Consider the following 15,974-nt stretch of genomic DNA (forward strand, 5'->3'; position numbering starts at 1 on the left):
GAAGGGTTCACACAGAATGAGCCCGAACCGTGGGAGAAAAGGCGTGACGAAGAGAGCGATTCTGGCAAGCTGCTTGTCCACCACCATGTTGTTCGGCTGGCATGGCGCCGCCAATGCGCAGGAGGCGGGAGCAACGGCGCCTGTGGCCGCCGAGGAGAGCGGCGGCATCGCAGAAATCGTCGTCACCGCGCAAAAGCGCGAACAGCGATTACAGGATGTTCCGGCAGCGGTATCCGCCATCGGGGGGGATGCGCTGCAGGCGCGGGGTATTAACGAAACGTCCGACCTGATGGGCGCGGTGCCCAGCCTCCAGATCTCGACACCTTATGGCAAAACGCAGCCGAACTTCTCGCTGCGCGGGATTTCGGTCGCCAATGAGTTTTCGGCCTCCACCGCATCGCCGGTGGGTGTCTATGTCGACGAAGTCTATCAGAGCTTTCGTGCCAGCCACGGCGGGCAGCTTTACGATATCGACCGGGTCGAAGTGCTGCGCGGGCCGCAGGGCACGCTTTACGGCCGTAACACCACGGGCGGCGCGATCAGCTTCTTCACCAAAAAGCCAAGCCTGTCGGGTGACGAAGGCTATTTCACGCTGGGCTATGGCAACTACAGCACCAAGACGGTCGAGGGTGGGTTCGACAAGACGATCATCCCCGATGTCCTGGGCATTCGCGTCGCCGGAACCGTCGCCAAGGGCGGCGGCTGGCAATATAATCCGGCGCAGGACCGCAAGGTCGGCACGACGGATTCCATCGCAGGCCGCGTTTCGTTGCGCTGGAAGCCCACCGATGCGCTGGACATCAACCTCAAGGTCTATGCGGTCAAAGACAATCCGTGGGGCGCCAATGCCTATAGCATCGGCCAGCTGGGCGGCGGGCAAGATGTCGTCGGCTATTCGCGCTTTAATCCGGCGCTGAACGGCGGTCGCGCGCTTGGTAAGAATGAAGTGTCCGCCGATCAGGGCGGCAAGCGTCTCTCTTCGTCCAAGGGGGTCGCGCTGAACATCGCTTGGGAGCCGAACGACAATTTCACGCTCACTTCGATCACGGGCTACGACACTGGCAAATACAGCACGTCGCCGAACGATTGCGATGGCTCGCCGATCGATCTCTGCTCGATCCGGTTCAACAGCAGCAGCAAGAATTTCAATCAGGATTTGCGGCTGAACTATTCGGACGACAGCATCGATTTCGTCGGCGGTCTCTATTATGGCAAGGACACGATCGAGACCCGGAACGAACCTGACTTTTTCGGGGCACTGCGGCCAATGCTGCTGGGTCTCGGCGTTCCCGGAAGCTATAATAATGCCGCGATCGGAACGCCTGACTCGATCCGCGTTCTTCCTGCCTTCGCTCTGAATCCGGCGCTTACGCCCAACACCCCCGGTTTCTGCGCGCCCGTTGTCGTCAATCCGAACGGCTTCTTCGATGCGCGGACGCTGGTCGCCTATCAGACCGATATCGCAATCAACAACACCGGCAACTTTCCCGCCGGCGGCGCCTATTATCAGGGGTGTCTGGGCGCGGGGGCAGGGCCTTTCGGACCCATTCTCGGCAAGCAGCAATTCGACATCCAGCGGCCTTCGAAGGCGATTTATGGCGATCTGACGTGGAAGGCGACCGAACGGCTGACCGTTGCCATCGGCCTGCGCTACACGATGGACAAGGTAAAATTCCTGAACGGCAGCACGATCATCACAGCCCTCGATGGAACGACGCCGGCGGTCAACCTGATCCCCTATGCCTTCCCCTACAACCCCAACCTGCCGAAGATGAACCTGAAGGAAAAGGCGAACCGCCTGACCGGACGCGCCAATATCAGCTATGAGTTCGCCGACGATATCATGGGCTATCTCCAGTATAGCCGTGGCTATCGTAGCGGCAGCTACAACGGCCTCGCTTATCAGGGCACCAATCAGGTCTATTATATCCAGCCCGAAAAGGTGAACGCCTATGAGGGCGGCCTGAAAATGCAGTTCCTCGATCGACGGGTCCAGCTTAACCTGGCCGGCTTCTATTATGATTATGCCAATCAGCAGACCACGCAGGTCGTGGGCGCCACCACCTTTACCCGCAGCGCCGACGGCCGGGTTTATGGCGGCGAGGCCGAACTGACGGTCGCGCCGATCGACGGATTGCAGCTCAACGCGGCGCTCGGCTATCTCAACAGCAAATATAAGGGCAATGTGGTCGATCCCAACGATCCGGCGACCCAGTTCACGCGCAACGTGAATGGCAATCCGTTCCCCAACGCGCCCGAAATCACCTTCAATGCCGGGTTCGACTGGGACCTTTTCGAAAAGGGCGAGAGCAAGCTGACCTTGCGCGGTGACGCGAGCTATATGGGCAAATATTATTTCGACGCCTTTGGCGATTACGGGCTCGATCCTTGCGACAAGCCCGGAGCGCCCGGCGCTGTTCGCCCTGCGGGTGTTGCGTTCACCTGCGGCAATCCGGGATACTGGCTCATCAACAGCCGCCTGACCTATCAGGCGAACGACAATCTGTCGGTCAGCGCGTGGGTCAAGAACCTGACCAACAAATATTATTACACCTACGGTCTCAACATCGATGTCTTCGGTCTCGACTATCTGAACCGTGGTTCGCCGCGCACCTACGGTGTCGAAGCGACGTTCAAATTCTGATCGCTTCGGCCGCGGGGACCGGCGGGCGCCCCTCCCTTAGCCCGCCGTCCCCGACCCCTTTGCTGACCCACTATCGAGGAACATCCCATGATGCGTTTTACCGGCAAGAGCGTGCTGATTACTGGCGCCGCGCGCGGCATCGGGCTCGCCGCCGCGCAGGAGTTCGCCCGCGAGGGCGCGTCGGTGACGATCACCGACATCGATGCCGATGAGGCCGAGGCGGCTGCCGCAGAGATCCGCGGCGAGGGGCTGAAAGCCGAAGCCCGCCGGCAGGATGTCTCCGACGAGGGTGAATGGGCGGCGATTGTCGCCGACCTCGTGTCGCGCGAGGACAAGCTCGATATCCTCGTCAACAATGCCGGCATGGGTTTCCTGAAATCGGTCGTCGATACCGACCTCGCCGAATGGCAGCGGCTGATGGCGGTCAATCTGGAGAGTGTCTTCCTCGGCGTTCGCGCCGGCATCGGGGCGATGAAGGATAAGGGCGGCGTGATCGTCAACGTCGCCTCGATCGCCGCGAACGTCGCCGAACCGCTCTTCCCTGCCTACAACGCCAGCAAGGCCGGGGTCGCGATGCTGACCAAGGCGGTCGCGGTCGACTGCGCGCGCAAAGGTTGGCCGGTGCGGATCAACTCGCTGCATCCCGGTTATTGCGAGACCAAGCTGGTTGCCGATGCTGTCGGCAGTCTTGGCGACGCCGCGGCCGATTTTGCGACCGCTACGGTCGGTGCGATTCCGCTCGGCCGCATGGCGACGACGCGTGAAATTGCGCGTCCGCTGCTTTTCCTCGCCAGCGAGGATGCTGCTTACATGTGTGGGAGCGAGCTGATCGTCGACGGCGGCTACACGGCCGTTTGACGGCCCGATCATTCAGAGGGGATTTGGGATATGAGCGAGAAGAAACCTGTCATCGTCTATGGCGCCTCGGGCTACACCGGCCGCCTGGTCTGCGAATATCTGCGCGAGTTGGGGGTGCCCTTTATTGCTGCGGGGCGCGACAAGAAGCGCGTGCAGGAGGTGATGGACAAGGTTCCGGGCATCGAAACCGCCGATTATGAGGTCGCCGAGGTCGAGCACAATGTCAAAGCGCTGACGAAGCTGTTCAAGGGCGCGAAAGTTGTGTGCAACATGGTCGGCCCCTTCATCAAATATGGCCCCGAGACGGTCGAGGCGTGCCTTGCCGCCGACTGCCACTATCTCGATACGACGGGCGAGCAGGACTGGATGTTGCTCGCGCAGGAAAAATGGGGCGATGCCTTTGCCAAGAAGGGCCTGTTGCTCTCGCCTTGCGTGGCGCAGATGTACACGACCGGCGAAATCGCTGCGAATATCGCGCTGGAGACGATGCCGGGGCTCGATACGCTCGATATGCTTGTGCTGTGGAAGGGTTTCCCGACCTATGCCTCGGTCCAGACGATCTTCACGATCCTGAAGGCCGACTGGTATTATCTTGAAAACAACCAGTATGTGCAGTGGCCGACGCTGACCGCGACCGAATGTCAGGTCCCCGGCCAGCACGCTACCGCGCTCACATTGCCGTGGGGTGGAACATCGCATCCGATCTGGTTCAAGCAGGATCCGCGCGTCTCGACGGTCAAGGTCTATGGCGGCGTGTTTGCGCGTGAGGTGATGGACAATGTGGTGGCCATGACCAAGATGATCGACACCGATATCAAGCCGTTACCGTTCAAAGAGCAGGAGGCCGCGCTCGCGAAAATGGCGGAAACGGTGCAGGGCGATATGCCGCCGCGTGAAAATCCGCGGCTCAACACCAGCATCGACTCGGTCTATGCGTCGGGGCCGCTCGGCCGCGCGCATGTGCTGATCCACGGCAATTGTAACTACAAGCAGACCGGGTTGATGCAGGCTTGGGGTGCGATGAACCTGCTTCAGCAACCGCCACGTCGGGTCGGTTTTGCCTCGGCGTGCCAGGCGTTCGGGCATCATGAAATCCTCGGGATCCTGCGCCAGTTCGGGCTGGCGCTAAAGCCGATCGTCACGGTCGACGACTGAGGGGAGAGCGGCGATGCGGCTGGTTGACTGGATCGACAAAGGGGCGTCGCTCGGCGCCGACGCGCCTTGCCTGACGATGGATGGCGACAGCCTGTCCTATGCCGAGGTGCAGGCGCTGACCCACCGCGTAGCGCGCGGATTGAACGGTGCGGGCATTACGCCGGGCAAGCATGTCGCGATCCTGTCGGGCAATGATCCGGTCGCCTTCGCTTGCGTCTTTGCCATCTCGCGCGCCGCCGCGGTGTGGTGCCCGATCAATCCGCGCAATGAAGCCGCCGAGAACGCGTTCGTCCTCGATAATTTCGACTGCGCTGCGCTCTTTTTCCATAGCAAGTTCACCGAACTGGTCGATGCGCTGCGAAAGGATCTGCCGAAGCTGGAGGTACTCGTATGCCTCGATGCCGAGCAGCCATTTGCGCCCTCGCTCGATCAGTGGCTGGCGGGCGTCGCCGACGTCCCGTTCACGGCGACGCCCGTCAGCGACCTTGCGATGCTTCCGGGGACGGGGGGCACGACGGGGCATCCCAAAGGGGTGATGCTGACCAACCGCAATCTGGAAGCGATGACCGCGCTGACGCTGATGGGCTATCCGTTCGAGGGGCGGCCGGTCTATCTCGCGATGGCGCCGCTCACCCACGCTGCTGGCGTGCTGGCTTTCCCGATCATGGCGCATGGCGGCGAGATCGTGATCATGCCCTATCCGGACATCGGCGAGTTTTTGACACTCGCGTCGCGGCACAAGGCGACGCACACTTTCCTGCCGCCGACGCTGATCTATATGCTGCTCGACCACCCCGCGCTGCCGGCGAGCGATCTCTCGGCGCTGCAATGCTTCTGGTATGGCGCGGCGCCGATTTCGGCCGCGCGGCTGGAGGAGGCGATCGGCAAGCTCGGGCCGGTGATGGCGCAGCTCTTCGGGCAGACCGAGGCTCCGATGATGATTTCGATGATGGCGCCGAGCGACCATTTCAACGCCGATGGATCGATCGCGCGCGCGCGCTTGTCGTCGGCGGGCAGGCCGGGGCCGCTGGTACAGGTCGCGATCCTCGATGCCGGGAACAATGTCGTGCCGCAGGGCGAACGCGGCGAGATTGTCGTCAAAGGTTCGCTGGTGATGGACGGTTATTACAAGAATCCAGAAGCCACCGCCGAAGCCACAGTGAACGGCTGGCACCGCACCGGCGATATCGGCTATCTCGACGCCGACAATTTCCTGTTCATCGTCGACCGCGCCAAGGACATGATCATCACCGGCGGTTTTAACGTCTATTCGGCCGAGGTCGAACAGGCATTGCTCGCGCAGCCTGCGGTGCTGGACGGCGCGGTGTTTGGCCTGCCCGACGACAAATGGGGTGAACGCGTGTGCGCGGTGGTCCAGCTTCGTGCTGGCCATAGCGCCGATCCCGACGCGTTGATCGCGGCGGTCAAGGCTGCGATCGGCAGCGTCAAGGCGCCGAAGGAGCTTGAAATCTGGGACGATCTGCCGCGTTCGAAGGTCGGCAAAGTGCTCAAGAAGGATATCCGCGCGCAGAAGCTGGCGGCGCGGAGCTAGTTTCGCGCGGTCACGATCCACGCGGCACCATCGATCTGCACCGATGTTTCGCCGGGTTGCTTTGCGAACGCCGCGCGAACCGCGACAGCGGCCTTTTCGCGGACATCGTCGGGCTGATCGGCCAACGCACGCGAAAGCGGACCGACCTGAAAAGCCATATCGAGCGCATCGTCGATCGCCGCATCGCGCGTATCGCCGCGACCGTAAGAAATGCGCGTGTCGAACGGTGCGATGTCGATTGCGGTAAAGCCCGCTGCGGCGAGAATATCGGCCAGCCTCTGCCGGTCGCCGAAAGCGAAGGGGCCTGGGGCGTTCGGATCGGCAGGTGCGGGTTGGACGATATCGCGGATCGCAGCCATCGGCAGGCGCACCCAGTCATTTTCCTGCGCGCCGCGCCAGCACACGAACGCCAGCCGCCCGCCGGGCTTGAGCGCGCGGCGCATATGCGTGAAGGCCGCCACCGGATCGTCGAAGAACATCACGCCGAAACGCGAAAAGAGCAGGTCGAACTCCTGCGCCGGAAGCGGAGCCGTGGCGGCGTCGGCGCAGCGAAACTCAACCGGCGACGCGTCGGGAGAAGCAGCGGCGGCTGCGGCGACCAATTGTTCGGATATGTCGACACCGAGGACAAAGCCCGCGGCACCGGCCTGTTCGGCAAGGACGAAGGTCGACGTGCCCGAACCGCAACCGATGTCGAGTATCTGCTCGCCGGACTGTGCATTGGCGGCGCGGATTGCGGCGTTGCCGAAATCCTCGAGCATCAGGTCCAGCCGCACCAGATTGGCAGCCCAGCGATCGCCGCTGTCGCCGTTCCAGTCGTGGGCGGGGACGGTCGGGGCATCGGACATGGCGGTAATTCCTTTGTTGAGAATGAATCGCAACTAGGCCTGCCTGCGCCAAAACGCAAGCGACGGCGCATAGCTATGCCTTGTTGCATCGTGCCGAGCCATGCGACATTCGTCGGGCTGGACCGGCCGCGTCGGGACCGGCAAGGGAGAGATATGAGCGAACGGATCGTCACGGTCGATATTGGCGGCACGCATGCGCGCTTCGCGATTGCCGAGGTCGAAGGCGGCCGCGTGCTTTCGCTCGGCGAAGCGACGACGCTGCATACCAAGGATCATGCGAGCTTCCAGACCGCCTGGCAGGATTTCGAGCGCCAGCAGGGTGGAGTGCTTCCCCGCGCGGTCGCGATCGCCATCGCGGGACCGACGCGCGGCGAGATCATCCGTTTTACCAACAATCCGTGGATCATCCGCCCGGCGCTCATCAGCGAGAAGCTGAAGGTCGACCGCCACGTCCTCGTCAATGATTTCGAGGCGGTGGGCCATGCGGTCGCACAGGCCGGCGAAAGCTATTTCGAGCGGCTGACCGGGCCCGACGAGCCGCTGCCAGCGGCGGGAACCATCACGATCATCGGGCCGGGCACCGGTCTTGGTGTCGCGCACATCTGGCGCGACGGAGCCGATTATCGCGTCCAGGCGACCGAGGGCGGCCATATCGACTTCGCGCCGCTCGACAGCATCGAGGATGCCATCCTCGCGCGGTTACGCAAGCGGCATCGGCGCGTTTCGATCGAACGGATTGTCTCGGGACCGGGCATCGTCGACATCTATGAAACGCTCGCCAGTCTCGAAGGGCGCGCGATCCCGCGGCTCGACGACAAGGCGATCTGGACCAACGCGCTGAGCGGCGAAGACAGCCTCGCAGCCGCCGCCGTCGACCGTTTCTGCCTGTCGCTGGGCAGTGTCGCGGGCGATCTGGCGCTGGCGCAGGGTGCAAGCGGCGTCGTCATCGCCGGCGGCCTTGGCCTGCGCATCCGTAACAGCCTCGTCGTATCGGGTTTCCCCGAACGCTTCGTCGAAAAGGGGCGGTTCGAGGGTTTTATGACCGCGCTGCCGGTCAAGCTGATCACGCATCCGCAACCCGGCCTGTTCGGCGCGGCCGCGGCGTTCGCGCGCCAATACGCCTGACGCAAATTCCGCTGGCATCCACCCGAGAAAATCGGCAGCAAGGAATCCTCGCTCATTGCAAGGATTCCGCCGCCTGTGTCCGCCCGCCCCGTCCTTGGCATCATCGCCTGTAACCGGCAGGTCGGCGCCGAATATGCGCAGGCGGTGATGAACCGCTATGCGAAGGCGGCGATGCGCCATGCCGACTGTGCCGCGCTGCTCATTCCCTCGCTTCCCGACTATATGCGCGCCGACGAAATCGTCGGGCGGCTGGACGGTGTCCTGCTCACCGGATCGCCGTCGAATGTCGAGCCGGCGCGTTATGGCGACGCAGGGGAAGGCGAAGGGCCGTTCGATCCTGACCGCGACCGCATGATGCGCGATCTGGTCGAGGCGGTGATCGCTGCACAGCGCCCGCTGTTCGGAATCTGCCGCGGGTTCCAGGATATCAATGTCGCGCTCGGCGGAACGTTGCGCCGCGACACCGCGACGAATGGCGAACTGCTGCGGCATCATACACCCGATGGGACCTTGTTCGATGCGATGTTCGACCATCGCCACCATGTCGATCTGGCCGAGGGCGGGATGCTCGCTACCGCCTATCAGACCTCGTCGCTCGACGTGAACTCGGTCCATTATCAGGGCGTGGGCCGGCTCGCTGACGGATTGGCGATCGAGGCACGCGCGCCCGATGGGCTGGTCGAAGCGTTCAGCGCGCGGCCGAATGGCGCGCCTTTGCTTGCGGTGCAATGGCACCCCGAATGGGCGACCGACGGCAATCAGGAAAGCCAGACCTATTTTCGCCTGCTCGGACAGGCGCTGCGGGGGGCGCTATGAACCGCCGCGTCACCCGATACGACCGCTATCTCGCGCGGCTTTGCTTCTCGCCCTGATCGATGGATCGGGCGTCGTTGCCCGTCCATCATCCCGCGGCTTCGGCCGCTTTTCACGATCAGGAATATATTATGCCCCGCAATCATGACATCGCCGAACTGCGCCGTCTCGACGTAGCACATCATCTGCCCGCGCAGGCCGACTGGGCCGAAATCGAGAAGCTCGGCGGCAGCCGTATCATCACCCACGCCGAGGGCTGCTATATCCACGACGGCGACGGGCACCGTATCCTCGACGGCATGGCGGGCCTGTGGTGCGTCAACGTCGGCTATGGCCGCGAGGAACTGGTCGAAGCGGCGGCGACGCAGATGCGCGAACTGCCCTTCTATAACACCTTCTTCAAGACCGCGACGCCGCCGACGGTGACGCTCGCGGCGAAAATCGCTTCGCTTACCGGCAATCGCCTGCCGCATATCTTCTTCAACGCTTCGGGCAGCGAAGCCAACGACACCGTGTTCCGTATGGTGCGTCACTACTGGAAGTTGAAAGGCGAACCCAAGCGCACCGTCTTCATCAGCCGCTGGAACGCTTATCATGGTTCGACCGTCGCGGGCGTCTCTCTCGGCGGTATGAAGGCGATGCACGCGCAGGGGGACCTGCCGATCGCCGGGGTCGAACATGTCCGCCAGCCCTATGCCTTCAATGAGGCACAGGGAATGACCGAAGAGGAGTTTTGCGACGCCTGCGTACAGGCGATCGAGGACAAGATCATCGAGGTCGGCCCCGAGAATTGCGCGGCCTTCATCGGCGAGCCGGTGCAGGGCGCGGGCGGGGTGATCATCCCGCCCAAGGACTATTGGCCGAAGGTCGAGGCGGTCGTGCGCAAATATGGCCTGCTGCTCGTCGCCGACGAAGTGATTTGCGGCTTCGGGCGCACCGGTAAGATGTGGGGGCACGAGGCGATGGGCTTTACGCCCGATCTGATGCCGATGGCGAAGGGCTTGTCGTCGGGCTATCTGCCGATCTCGGCCACCGCGGTCGCGGCGCATGTCGTCGAGGTGCTCAAGACCGGCGGCGATTTCGTCCATGGTTTCACTTACTCGGGTCACCCGGTCTGTGCGGCGGTCGCGCTCAAGAATATCGAGATTATCGAACGCGAAGGGCTGGTCGAGCGGACCGGCAGCGTGACGGGGCCGCATCTTGCGAAGGCGCTCGCGACGCTCGACGACCATCCGCTCGTCGGCGAGACGCGCTCGATCGGGCTGCTCGGTGCGGTCGAGATCGTTGCCGACAAGGCGACGCGGGCGCGGTTTGGCGGGGCGGAGGGCACGGCCGGGCCCATGGCGCGCGATGCCTGCATCGCCAATGGCCTGATGGTTCGCGGTATTCGCGACAGTCTGGTCATGTGTCCGCCGCTTGTCATTTCGACCGGGCAGATCGACGATATGGTTGCCATCATTCGCAAATCACTCGATGAGGCGCTGCCGCGCCTTCGCGCGCTCTAAGGAAAGACCCAGACCCTATGCCCTCCGGCCTTTTTGCCCTGCTCGACGACATCGCGACCATCGCCAAGGTCGCGGCGGCAAGCATCGATGATATCGGTGCCGCTGCGTCGAAAGCGGGGGTGAAGGCCGCGGGGGTGGTGGTCGACGACACCGCGGTGACCCCGCGCTACGTTACCGGCTTCACGCCCGACCGCGAGCTGCCGATCATCTGGCGGATCACCAAAGGATCGATCTTCAACAAGCTGGTGCTGATCCTGCCGGCGCTGTTGCTGCTGTCGACCTTCGTGCCGTGGGCGATCACGCCGCTGTTGATGATCGGCGGCGCCTATCTTTGCTTCGAGGGCGCCGAAAAGGTGCTGCACTCGCTGCAGAAGGATAAAACGAGCCTCGCTGAAGATGCCGAAATCGTTGCGGACAAGGATCATGAAGAATTGATGGTGAAGGGTGCCGTGCGCACCGACTTCATCCTTTCGGCCGAGATCATGGTCATTGCGCTCAACGAAGTGCTCGACGAGCATTTCGCGATGCGCGCCGCGACGCTCGCGGTGGTGGCGATCTTTATCACCGTCGCGGTCTATGGCGTTGTCGGGCTGATCGTTAAGATGGACGATATCGGGCTGCATATGGCGAAAGAAGGCAATAGCGCGCGCAAGGCGATCGGGCGCGGGCTTGTTTCCTTCATGCCAAAATTGCTTGCCGCGCTCGCCGTTATCGGCACGGCGGCGATGCTGTGGGTCGGCGGCCAGATCGTCCTCCATGGCCTGCATGAATATCATATCGGGGGCATCGCCGAGGCGCTGGAATCGCTGGCGCAATCGATCGCGGGCGGGCTTCCGCTCGAAGGGCTGTGGGCCTGGCTGATCAAGGCCACCGGGGACGGCATCTTCGGGCTGATACTTGGCGGTGTGATCGTCGGCGTGTTGCACTTCATTCCGGGTAAGAAGGCTCACTGAATTCGTCATCCCGGGCTCGATCCGGGATCCACCGCGGCGTTGAAGTCATGGATCCCGGATCAAGTCCGGGATGACGAAAGGCGGCTTAAAGCCATAAAAGCCCCGCATGCGAGCATGCAATTTGTGTCTTTTGTGGCCTTAAGGAGACAAAGGATACGGATGCGAGCTTCGAAAATGTCTCCTTTGTCGCTTTAAGCCTTGCTGACTTGGGTTGGTCGAGCGCGCTGTATCAACGCGAAGAAAGAGCCGAGACCGGAGGCTCTCACAGCGAAAGAATGTAGGAAAGCGCTTTCTCGGGGGCGAGGGTCGGAATTCACTATCTCGTCATGCTGAACTTGTTTCAGCATCCATGGCCTGCGCTCTCGTATAGCGCTGCGTTTATAGACAGGTCCGGCCATGGACCCCGAAACAAGTTCAGGGTGACGATATTTGAGGGCGGATTCAGCCCAGCAAAACCACCGGGCTGTCCGCGCGCCAGTGCATGCTCACCTTGTCGCCCCAGGTGAAATCTTCCTGATCGTGACGCGACAGGTTCGGCCGCGATACGCGGAGCATCGAACCCGATTCCAGTTCGATCTCGAACAGGGTGATATCGCCGAGGTAGCTCATGCCCTTTATTTTGCCGCGCGCGAAATTATAGCCTTCGGGGGCATCCTGCGCCGCCGCCTTGACCGCTTTGCCTTCGCCGGGGACGTGGAGATAGATTTTCTCGGGGCGTAGCGCGATCCACACATCGGCGCCGTGCGGGCCGGTGACGCCGTGGTTGAGATAGACTTTGCCAAGGCCGGGGCAATCGACCGCCGCCTTGTCGGGATCGTCGAGCGTCAGCTTGCCTTCGAAAATATTCACCGAGCCGACGAAATCGGCGACGAAGCGGTTGGCGGGATATTCATAGAGGTCCGAGGGTGTCGCGAGCTGCGCGACCTCGCCCTTGTTGATGACGCCGATACGGCACGCCATCGACAGCGCCTCGTCCTGATCGTGCGTGACGGTGACGAAGGTGATGCCGACCTTTTCCTGCAGTTCCGACAGTTCGAACTGCATTTGTCCGCGCAGCTTTGCATCGAGCGCCGACAGCGGTTCGTCGAGCAGCAGAACCTTGGGGCGCATGACGAGGCTGCGCGCGAGCGCGACGCGCTGGCGCTGACCGCCCGACATCTGGTCGGGCATGCGCGTTTCGAATCCGCCGAGTTTGACGAGTTCGAGGGACTCGGCGACGCGATCCCTGATCTCGCCGCCCTTAACCCCGGCGATCTTCAGCCCGTATGCGACATTGTCGGCGACGCTCATGTGCGGAAAGACGGCATAGCTCTGGAACACCATGTTCACCGGGCGCTTGTTTGGCGGTATGCCTGCCATATCCTGACCGTCGATCAGTATCTTGCCCTCGGTCGGCAGCTCGAACCCGGCGATCATCCGGAGCAGCGTCGTTTTGCCGCAGCCCGACGGGCCGAGCAGGACAAAGAATTCGCCAGAGTTGATATCGAGGCTGACATTGTCGACCGCGGTCACCTTGCCAAAGCGTTTGGATACATTCTGGATCTGGATGATCGGACGTGCGGTGTCGGTCATGGTCAATGGGTTTCCGCAATGGCCTTCACGCCCTGAAGCTTCAGCGCGACGGCGGTCAGGATGACGGTGAGGATGATGAGCAGGGTCGAGGCGGCGTTGACCTCGGGCGTCACCGAGAAGCGGACCATCGAATAGACCTTCACGGGGAAGGTGATCGTGTCGGGGCCGCTGGTGAAATAGGTGATGACGAAATCGTCGAGGCTGAGGGTGAAGGACAGCAACGCGCCGGCAACGAGCGCGGGTTTGATGTGCGGGATCAGCACATCGCGGAACACCTGCCATTCGCTCGCGCCGAGGTCTTTTGCCGCCTCTTCCTGCTCGCGGTTGAAGGTCGCGAGGCGCGAACGGACGACCATCGTCACGAAGGGGAAGCAGAAGGTGATGTGCGCGATGGTGATCGCGCCGAGGTTGAACGGCCAGATCAGGTCGGTCGGCCATTGAAGCCCTTTTGTGAAGAACATCAGGAAGGCGACGCCGAGACAGATTTCGGGCACGATGATCGGCAACGAGATGGTGCCGTCGATGGCTCCCTTCAGCGGGAATCGGAAGCGCCATAGCATGACCGCCGCGACCGCACCGAGGATGAGGCTTGCGATCGTCGCGAGCGCCGCAATCGTCAGTGAATTGATCAGTGCTTCGACCAGCTGGTCATTACCCATCGCCTTTTCATAATATTTGGTGGTGAAGCCGCGCCAGACGACGTTGCGCTTGCTGTCATTGAAGCTGAAGATCATCAGGACGAACAGCGGTGCGTAGAGGAACAGCATCACCGTTCCGACCCAGAGACGCATCCACAGGGTGCGGCTATATTCGAGTGGCGCGATCGGGGTGCGGGAGAAGAGCGCCATCAGCGGATCTCCGGCACTTTTTTCCGCATCGATTGCAACGCGATCAGCGCGAACATCGCATAGATGAGGAGGAAGGAGAGGGCGGCGCCGAACGGCCAGTCATTCGCTTTCTTGAACTGCCGTTCGATGACATTGGCGATCATCTGGCTGTCGGTCCCGCCCATCAGGTCGGGCGTGAGATACGCGCCGAGCGCCGGGATCAAGGTGATCATCACCCCGGCGATGATCCCCGGCGCCGCAAGCGGCACCACGATGCGCATGATCGTCCGGAAATGCCCGGCGCCCAGGTCGAGGCTCGCCTCGATCAGGCTGCGGTCGAGCCGGTCGAGTGCGGCGTAAAGCGGCAGCACCATGAAGGGCAGATGGACATAGACGAGCCCGAACACGACGGCGAAATTGTTGAAGAGCAGTTGCACCGGCTCCCATGTCGGGAGCGGTTGCAGCCCGACGATGGTCTTAATCCAGCTCGTCCCCTCCCACAACGCGCCAAGCCCCTTGTTGGCATAGCCTTGCGTGCCGAGGAGCATCATCAACGCATAGGTGCGGATGAGCAGATTGGTCCAGAACGGCAGCATGATGCCGAGCAGCAGCCAGGGCCGCCATTTGTCGCTGGCAAAGGTGATCGCCATGGCGACCGGGAAGCCGATGATCAGACAGATCAAGGTCACGAGCGCCGCGACAGCAAAACTCTTTCCGAAGATCGTGAGATACAGCCACTCGGTGGCACGCTTGTAATTCTCGAGCGTGCCCGAAAACTCGATCTCGGTCAGGCCCTTGTTCTCGCCAAAGCTGTAGAGCCAGACGATCGCCATCGGGATGAGGAAAAAGACGATGACCCAGAACAGCGTCGGTATCGACACCGCCGCAAAGGTCTTTTTATTCGTTTTCCAGTCCTGTTCGGCCACCCCCCGATGCCTCCTTCAGGCCGCTCTAAGCCGCCCGCACCCGGGTGAAGGCTTCCTCGAACAACGGCTGTAGTTCCGGGTTGAACTTGGCATATTCGCACTTCGCCAGCACGTCGGCGGGCGGGAAGATCACCGGGTTCTTTTTGTAGCTGTCCGGCATCAACGCCTTTGCGGCCGCATTCGGTGTCGGGAAAAGGATCGTCTCGGTGATCTTCTTGTCGACTTCTGCATCGAGCAGATAATTGATGAAGGCGTGGGCATTTTTGGGATGCGGGGCGCCCTTCGGGATGCACAGATTGTCCGAATTTAGCTGGCTGCCCTCCTTCGGCACCACAAAATCGATATCCTTATCCTCGGTCATGATCTGCGCGATATCGCCATTATACTCGAGCACGAGGTCGACATCGCCCTTGAGCAACAGGTCTTGCCCGTCGTCGACGTGGAAATTCTTCACATTGGGCTTTTGCTTGATCATCATCGCTTCGATCGTCGCGATATCCGCCGCGGTCAGGTCATTGACCGACTTGCCCAGATATTTGCCGTACAGGCGGAACATGTCGCCCGCTTCGGACAGCCACGAGATGCGGCCGGCATATTCGGGGCTGTCGAAGAGCACTTTCCAGCTGTCGGGCTTCGCTTTTACCTTCGACTTGCGATAACCGATGCCGAGCGACAGCCATGTGTAGGGCATCGAATATTTGCGGCCCTTGTCATAGGGGACGTCGATAAAGGTCGGCTCGATATTCTTGATATTCGGGATTTGCGCGTGGTCCAGCGCCTGTACCATGCCTGCCTGCACCATGCGCTCGACAAAGTCGTTCGACGGCACGATCACATCATAGCCGGGATTGCCCGCCTTGAATTTCGCGAACAGCACATCGTTGCTGTCGAACAGGTCCATCGTGACCTCGACGCCGGTCGCGCCCTTGAAATCGTCGAGCGTCGTCTCGCCGATGTAGGTGTCCCAGTTATAGAAGTTGAGCTTGGCCTCTTCGCCGTTTGCGAGCTTCTTGCCTTCGCCCTTGCTGCACGCCGCGAGGCCGCCAAAACTGATCCCGACTGCCGCGACCCCGAGGGCCTGAAGCAGCGAGCGACGCCCGCGGGTCTGTTTGATCAGTTCGTTCAGGTCCATGTGCAGCCTCCCTGTTTGTGACGCCAAGCTGACTCAATAAAGGCGGCTTGGAAAGAGGCTATTT

The 15,974-nt window shown here is 61.8% G+C and carries 13 protein-coding genes; 8 read left to right on the top strand and 5 right to left on the bottom strand.

All coding sequences use genetic code 11. From position 1 onward, the window contains the following. The first annotated feature begins 43 nt into the window (after positions 1-43). From AC07NV_RS20805 to AC07NV_RS20820, 4 genes are all read left to right on the top strand, one after another. Positions 44-2,644 (top strand): TonB-dependent receptor, encoded by a 2,601-nt coding sequence (locus tag AC07NV_RS20805; RefSeq protein WP_495168297.1) that lies wholly within the window; start codon positions 44-46, stop codon positions 2,642-2,644. An 87-nt stretch (positions 2,645-2,731) separates the two neighbouring features. Then, positions 2,732-3,502: an SDR family NAD(P)-dependent oxidoreductase gene (locus AC07NV_RS20810; protein WP_495168298.1), complete on the top strand. Its 771-nt coding sequence runs from the start codon at positions 2,732-2,734 to the stop codon at positions 3,500-3,502. Between the two features lie 30 nt (positions 3,503-3,532). Then, positions 3,533-4,657, top strand: coding sequence for a DUF5938 domain-containing protein (locus AC07NV_RS20815; protein ID WP_495168299.1), 1,125 nt, complete (start codon positions 3,533-3,535; stop codon positions 4,655-4,657). Between the two features lie 13 nt (positions 4,658-4,670). Further along, entirely contained in the window at positions 4,671-6,209 is a 1,539-nt protein-coding gene (locus AC07NV_RS20820; protein ID WP_495168300.1) for an AMP-binding protein, read from the top strand. On the opposite strand, the gene AC07NV_RS20825 is transcribed toward AC07NV_RS20820, so the two are convergent. Beyond that, on the bottom strand, positions 6,206-7,057 hold the full coding sequence (locus tag AC07NV_RS20825) for a class I SAM-dependent methyltransferase (protein ID WP_495168301.1): 852 nt from the start codon (positions 7,055-7,057) through the stop codon (positions 6,206-6,208). The two genes, AC07NV_RS20820 and AC07NV_RS20825, sit on opposite strands and share 4 nt — an antisense overlap. 153 nt (positions 7,058-7,210) lie before the next feature. Between AC07NV_RS20825 and AC07NV_RS20830 the strand changes: the two genes are divergently transcribed. The 4 genes from AC07NV_RS20830 (at position 7,211) to AC07NV_RS20845 (ending at position 11,453) form a co-directional block, all read left to right on the top strand. Beyond that, complete coding sequence (locus AC07NV_RS20830) at positions 7,211-8,182, top strand: glucokinase (protein WP_495168302.1); 972 nt, start codon at positions 7,211-7,213, stop codon at positions 8,180-8,182. Positions 8,183-8,257: 75 nt separating this feature from the next. Continuing rightward, entirely contained in the window at positions 8,258-8,998 is a 741-nt protein-coding gene (locus tag AC07NV_RS20835) for a gamma-glutamyl-gamma-aminobutyrate hydrolase family protein (protein ID WP_495168303.1), read from the top strand. Between the two features lie 128 nt (positions 8,999-9,126). Then, positions 9,127-10,500: an aspartate aminotransferase family protein gene (locus AC07NV_RS20840; RefSeq protein WP_495168304.1), complete on the top strand. Its 1,374-nt coding sequence runs from the start codon at positions 9,127-9,129 to the stop codon at positions 10,498-10,500. Positions 10,501-10,517: 17 nt separating this feature from the next. After that, positions 10,518-11,453, top strand: coding sequence for a DUF808 domain-containing protein (locus AC07NV_RS20845; protein WP_495168305.1), 936 nt, complete (start codon positions 10,518-10,520; stop codon positions 11,451-11,453). A 441-nt stretch (positions 11,454-11,894) separates the two neighbouring features. Here AC07NV_RS20845 and AC07NV_RS20850 read toward each other — a convergent pair whose 3' ends face one another. Genes AC07NV_RS20850 through AC07NV_RS20865 form a run of 4 tightly spaced genes read right to left on the bottom strand, consistent with a single transcriptional unit; the run spans position 11,895 to position 15,910 of the window. Beyond that, positions 11,895-13,025: an ABC transporter ATP-binding protein gene (locus AC07NV_RS20850; protein ID WP_495168306.1), complete on the bottom strand. Its 1,131-nt coding sequence runs from the start codon at positions 13,023-13,025 to the stop codon at positions 11,895-11,897. A gap of 2 nt (positions 13,026-13,027) precedes the next feature. Beyond that, on the bottom strand, positions 13,028-13,873 hold the full coding sequence (locus tag AC07NV_RS20855; RefSeq protein ID WP_495168307.1) for an ABC transporter permease: 846 nt from the start codon (positions 13,871-13,873) through the stop codon (positions 13,028-13,030). Further along, positions 13,873-14,778: an ABC transporter permease gene (locus tag AC07NV_RS20860; RefSeq protein ID WP_495168308.1), complete on the bottom strand. Its 906-nt coding sequence runs from the start codon at positions 14,776-14,778 to the stop codon at positions 13,873-13,875. Before AC07NV_RS20860 ends, AC07NV_RS20855 begins: the two co-directional genes overlap by 1 nt. A 25-nt stretch (positions 14,779-14,803) precedes the next feature. Continuing rightward, on the bottom strand, positions 14,804-15,910 hold the full coding sequence (locus AC07NV_RS20865) for an ABC transporter substrate-binding protein (RefSeq protein ID WP_495168309.1): 1,107 nt from the start codon (positions 15,908-15,910) through the stop codon (positions 14,804-14,806). Positions 15,911-15,974 lie beyond the last annotated feature (64 nt).

This window comes from Sphingopyxis sp. GW821-FHT10B01 (genome assembly GCF_059415685.1).

Bases quoted from the DNA above. Each gene is read 5' to 3' on its own strand.
- AC07NV_RS20810 (WP_495168298.1), top strand. From the start codon at position 2,732: ATGATGCGTTTTACCGGCAAGAGCGTGCTGATTACTGGCGCCGCGCGC.
- AC07NV_RS20815 (WP_495168299.1), top strand. From the start codon at position 3,533: ATGAGCGAGAAGAAACCTGTCATCGTCTATGGCGCCTCGGGCTACACC.
- AC07NV_RS20820 (WP_495168300.1), top strand. From the start codon at position 4,671: ATGCGGCTGGTTGACTGGATCGACAAAGGGGCGTCGCTCGGCGCCGAC.
- AC07NV_RS20825 (WP_495168301.1), bottom strand. From the start codon at position 7,057: ATGTCCGATGCCCCGACCGTCCCCGCCCACGACTGGAACGGCGACAGC.
- AC07NV_RS20830 (WP_495168302.1), top strand. From the start codon at position 7,211: ATGAGCGAACGGATCGTCACGGTCGATATTGGCGGCACGCATGCGCGC.
- AC07NV_RS20840 (WP_495168304.1), top strand. From the start codon at position 9,127: ATGCCCCGCAATCATGACATCGCCGAACTGCGCCGTCTCGACGTAGCA.
- AC07NV_RS20845 (WP_495168305.1), top strand. From the start codon at position 10,518: ATGCCCTCCGGCCTTTTTGCCCTGCTCGACGACATCGCGACCATCGCC.
- AC07NV_RS20850 (WP_495168306.1), bottom strand. From the start codon at position 13,025: ATGACCGACACCGCACGTCCGATCATCCAGATCCAGAATGTATCCAAA.
- AC07NV_RS20855 (WP_495168307.1), bottom strand. From the start codon at position 13,873: ATGGCGCTCTTCTCCCGCACCCCGATCGCGCCACTCGAATATAGCCGC.
- AC07NV_RS20865 (WP_495168309.1), bottom strand. From the start codon at position 15,910: ATGGACCTGAACGAACTGATCAAACAGACCCGCGGGCGTCGCTCGCTG.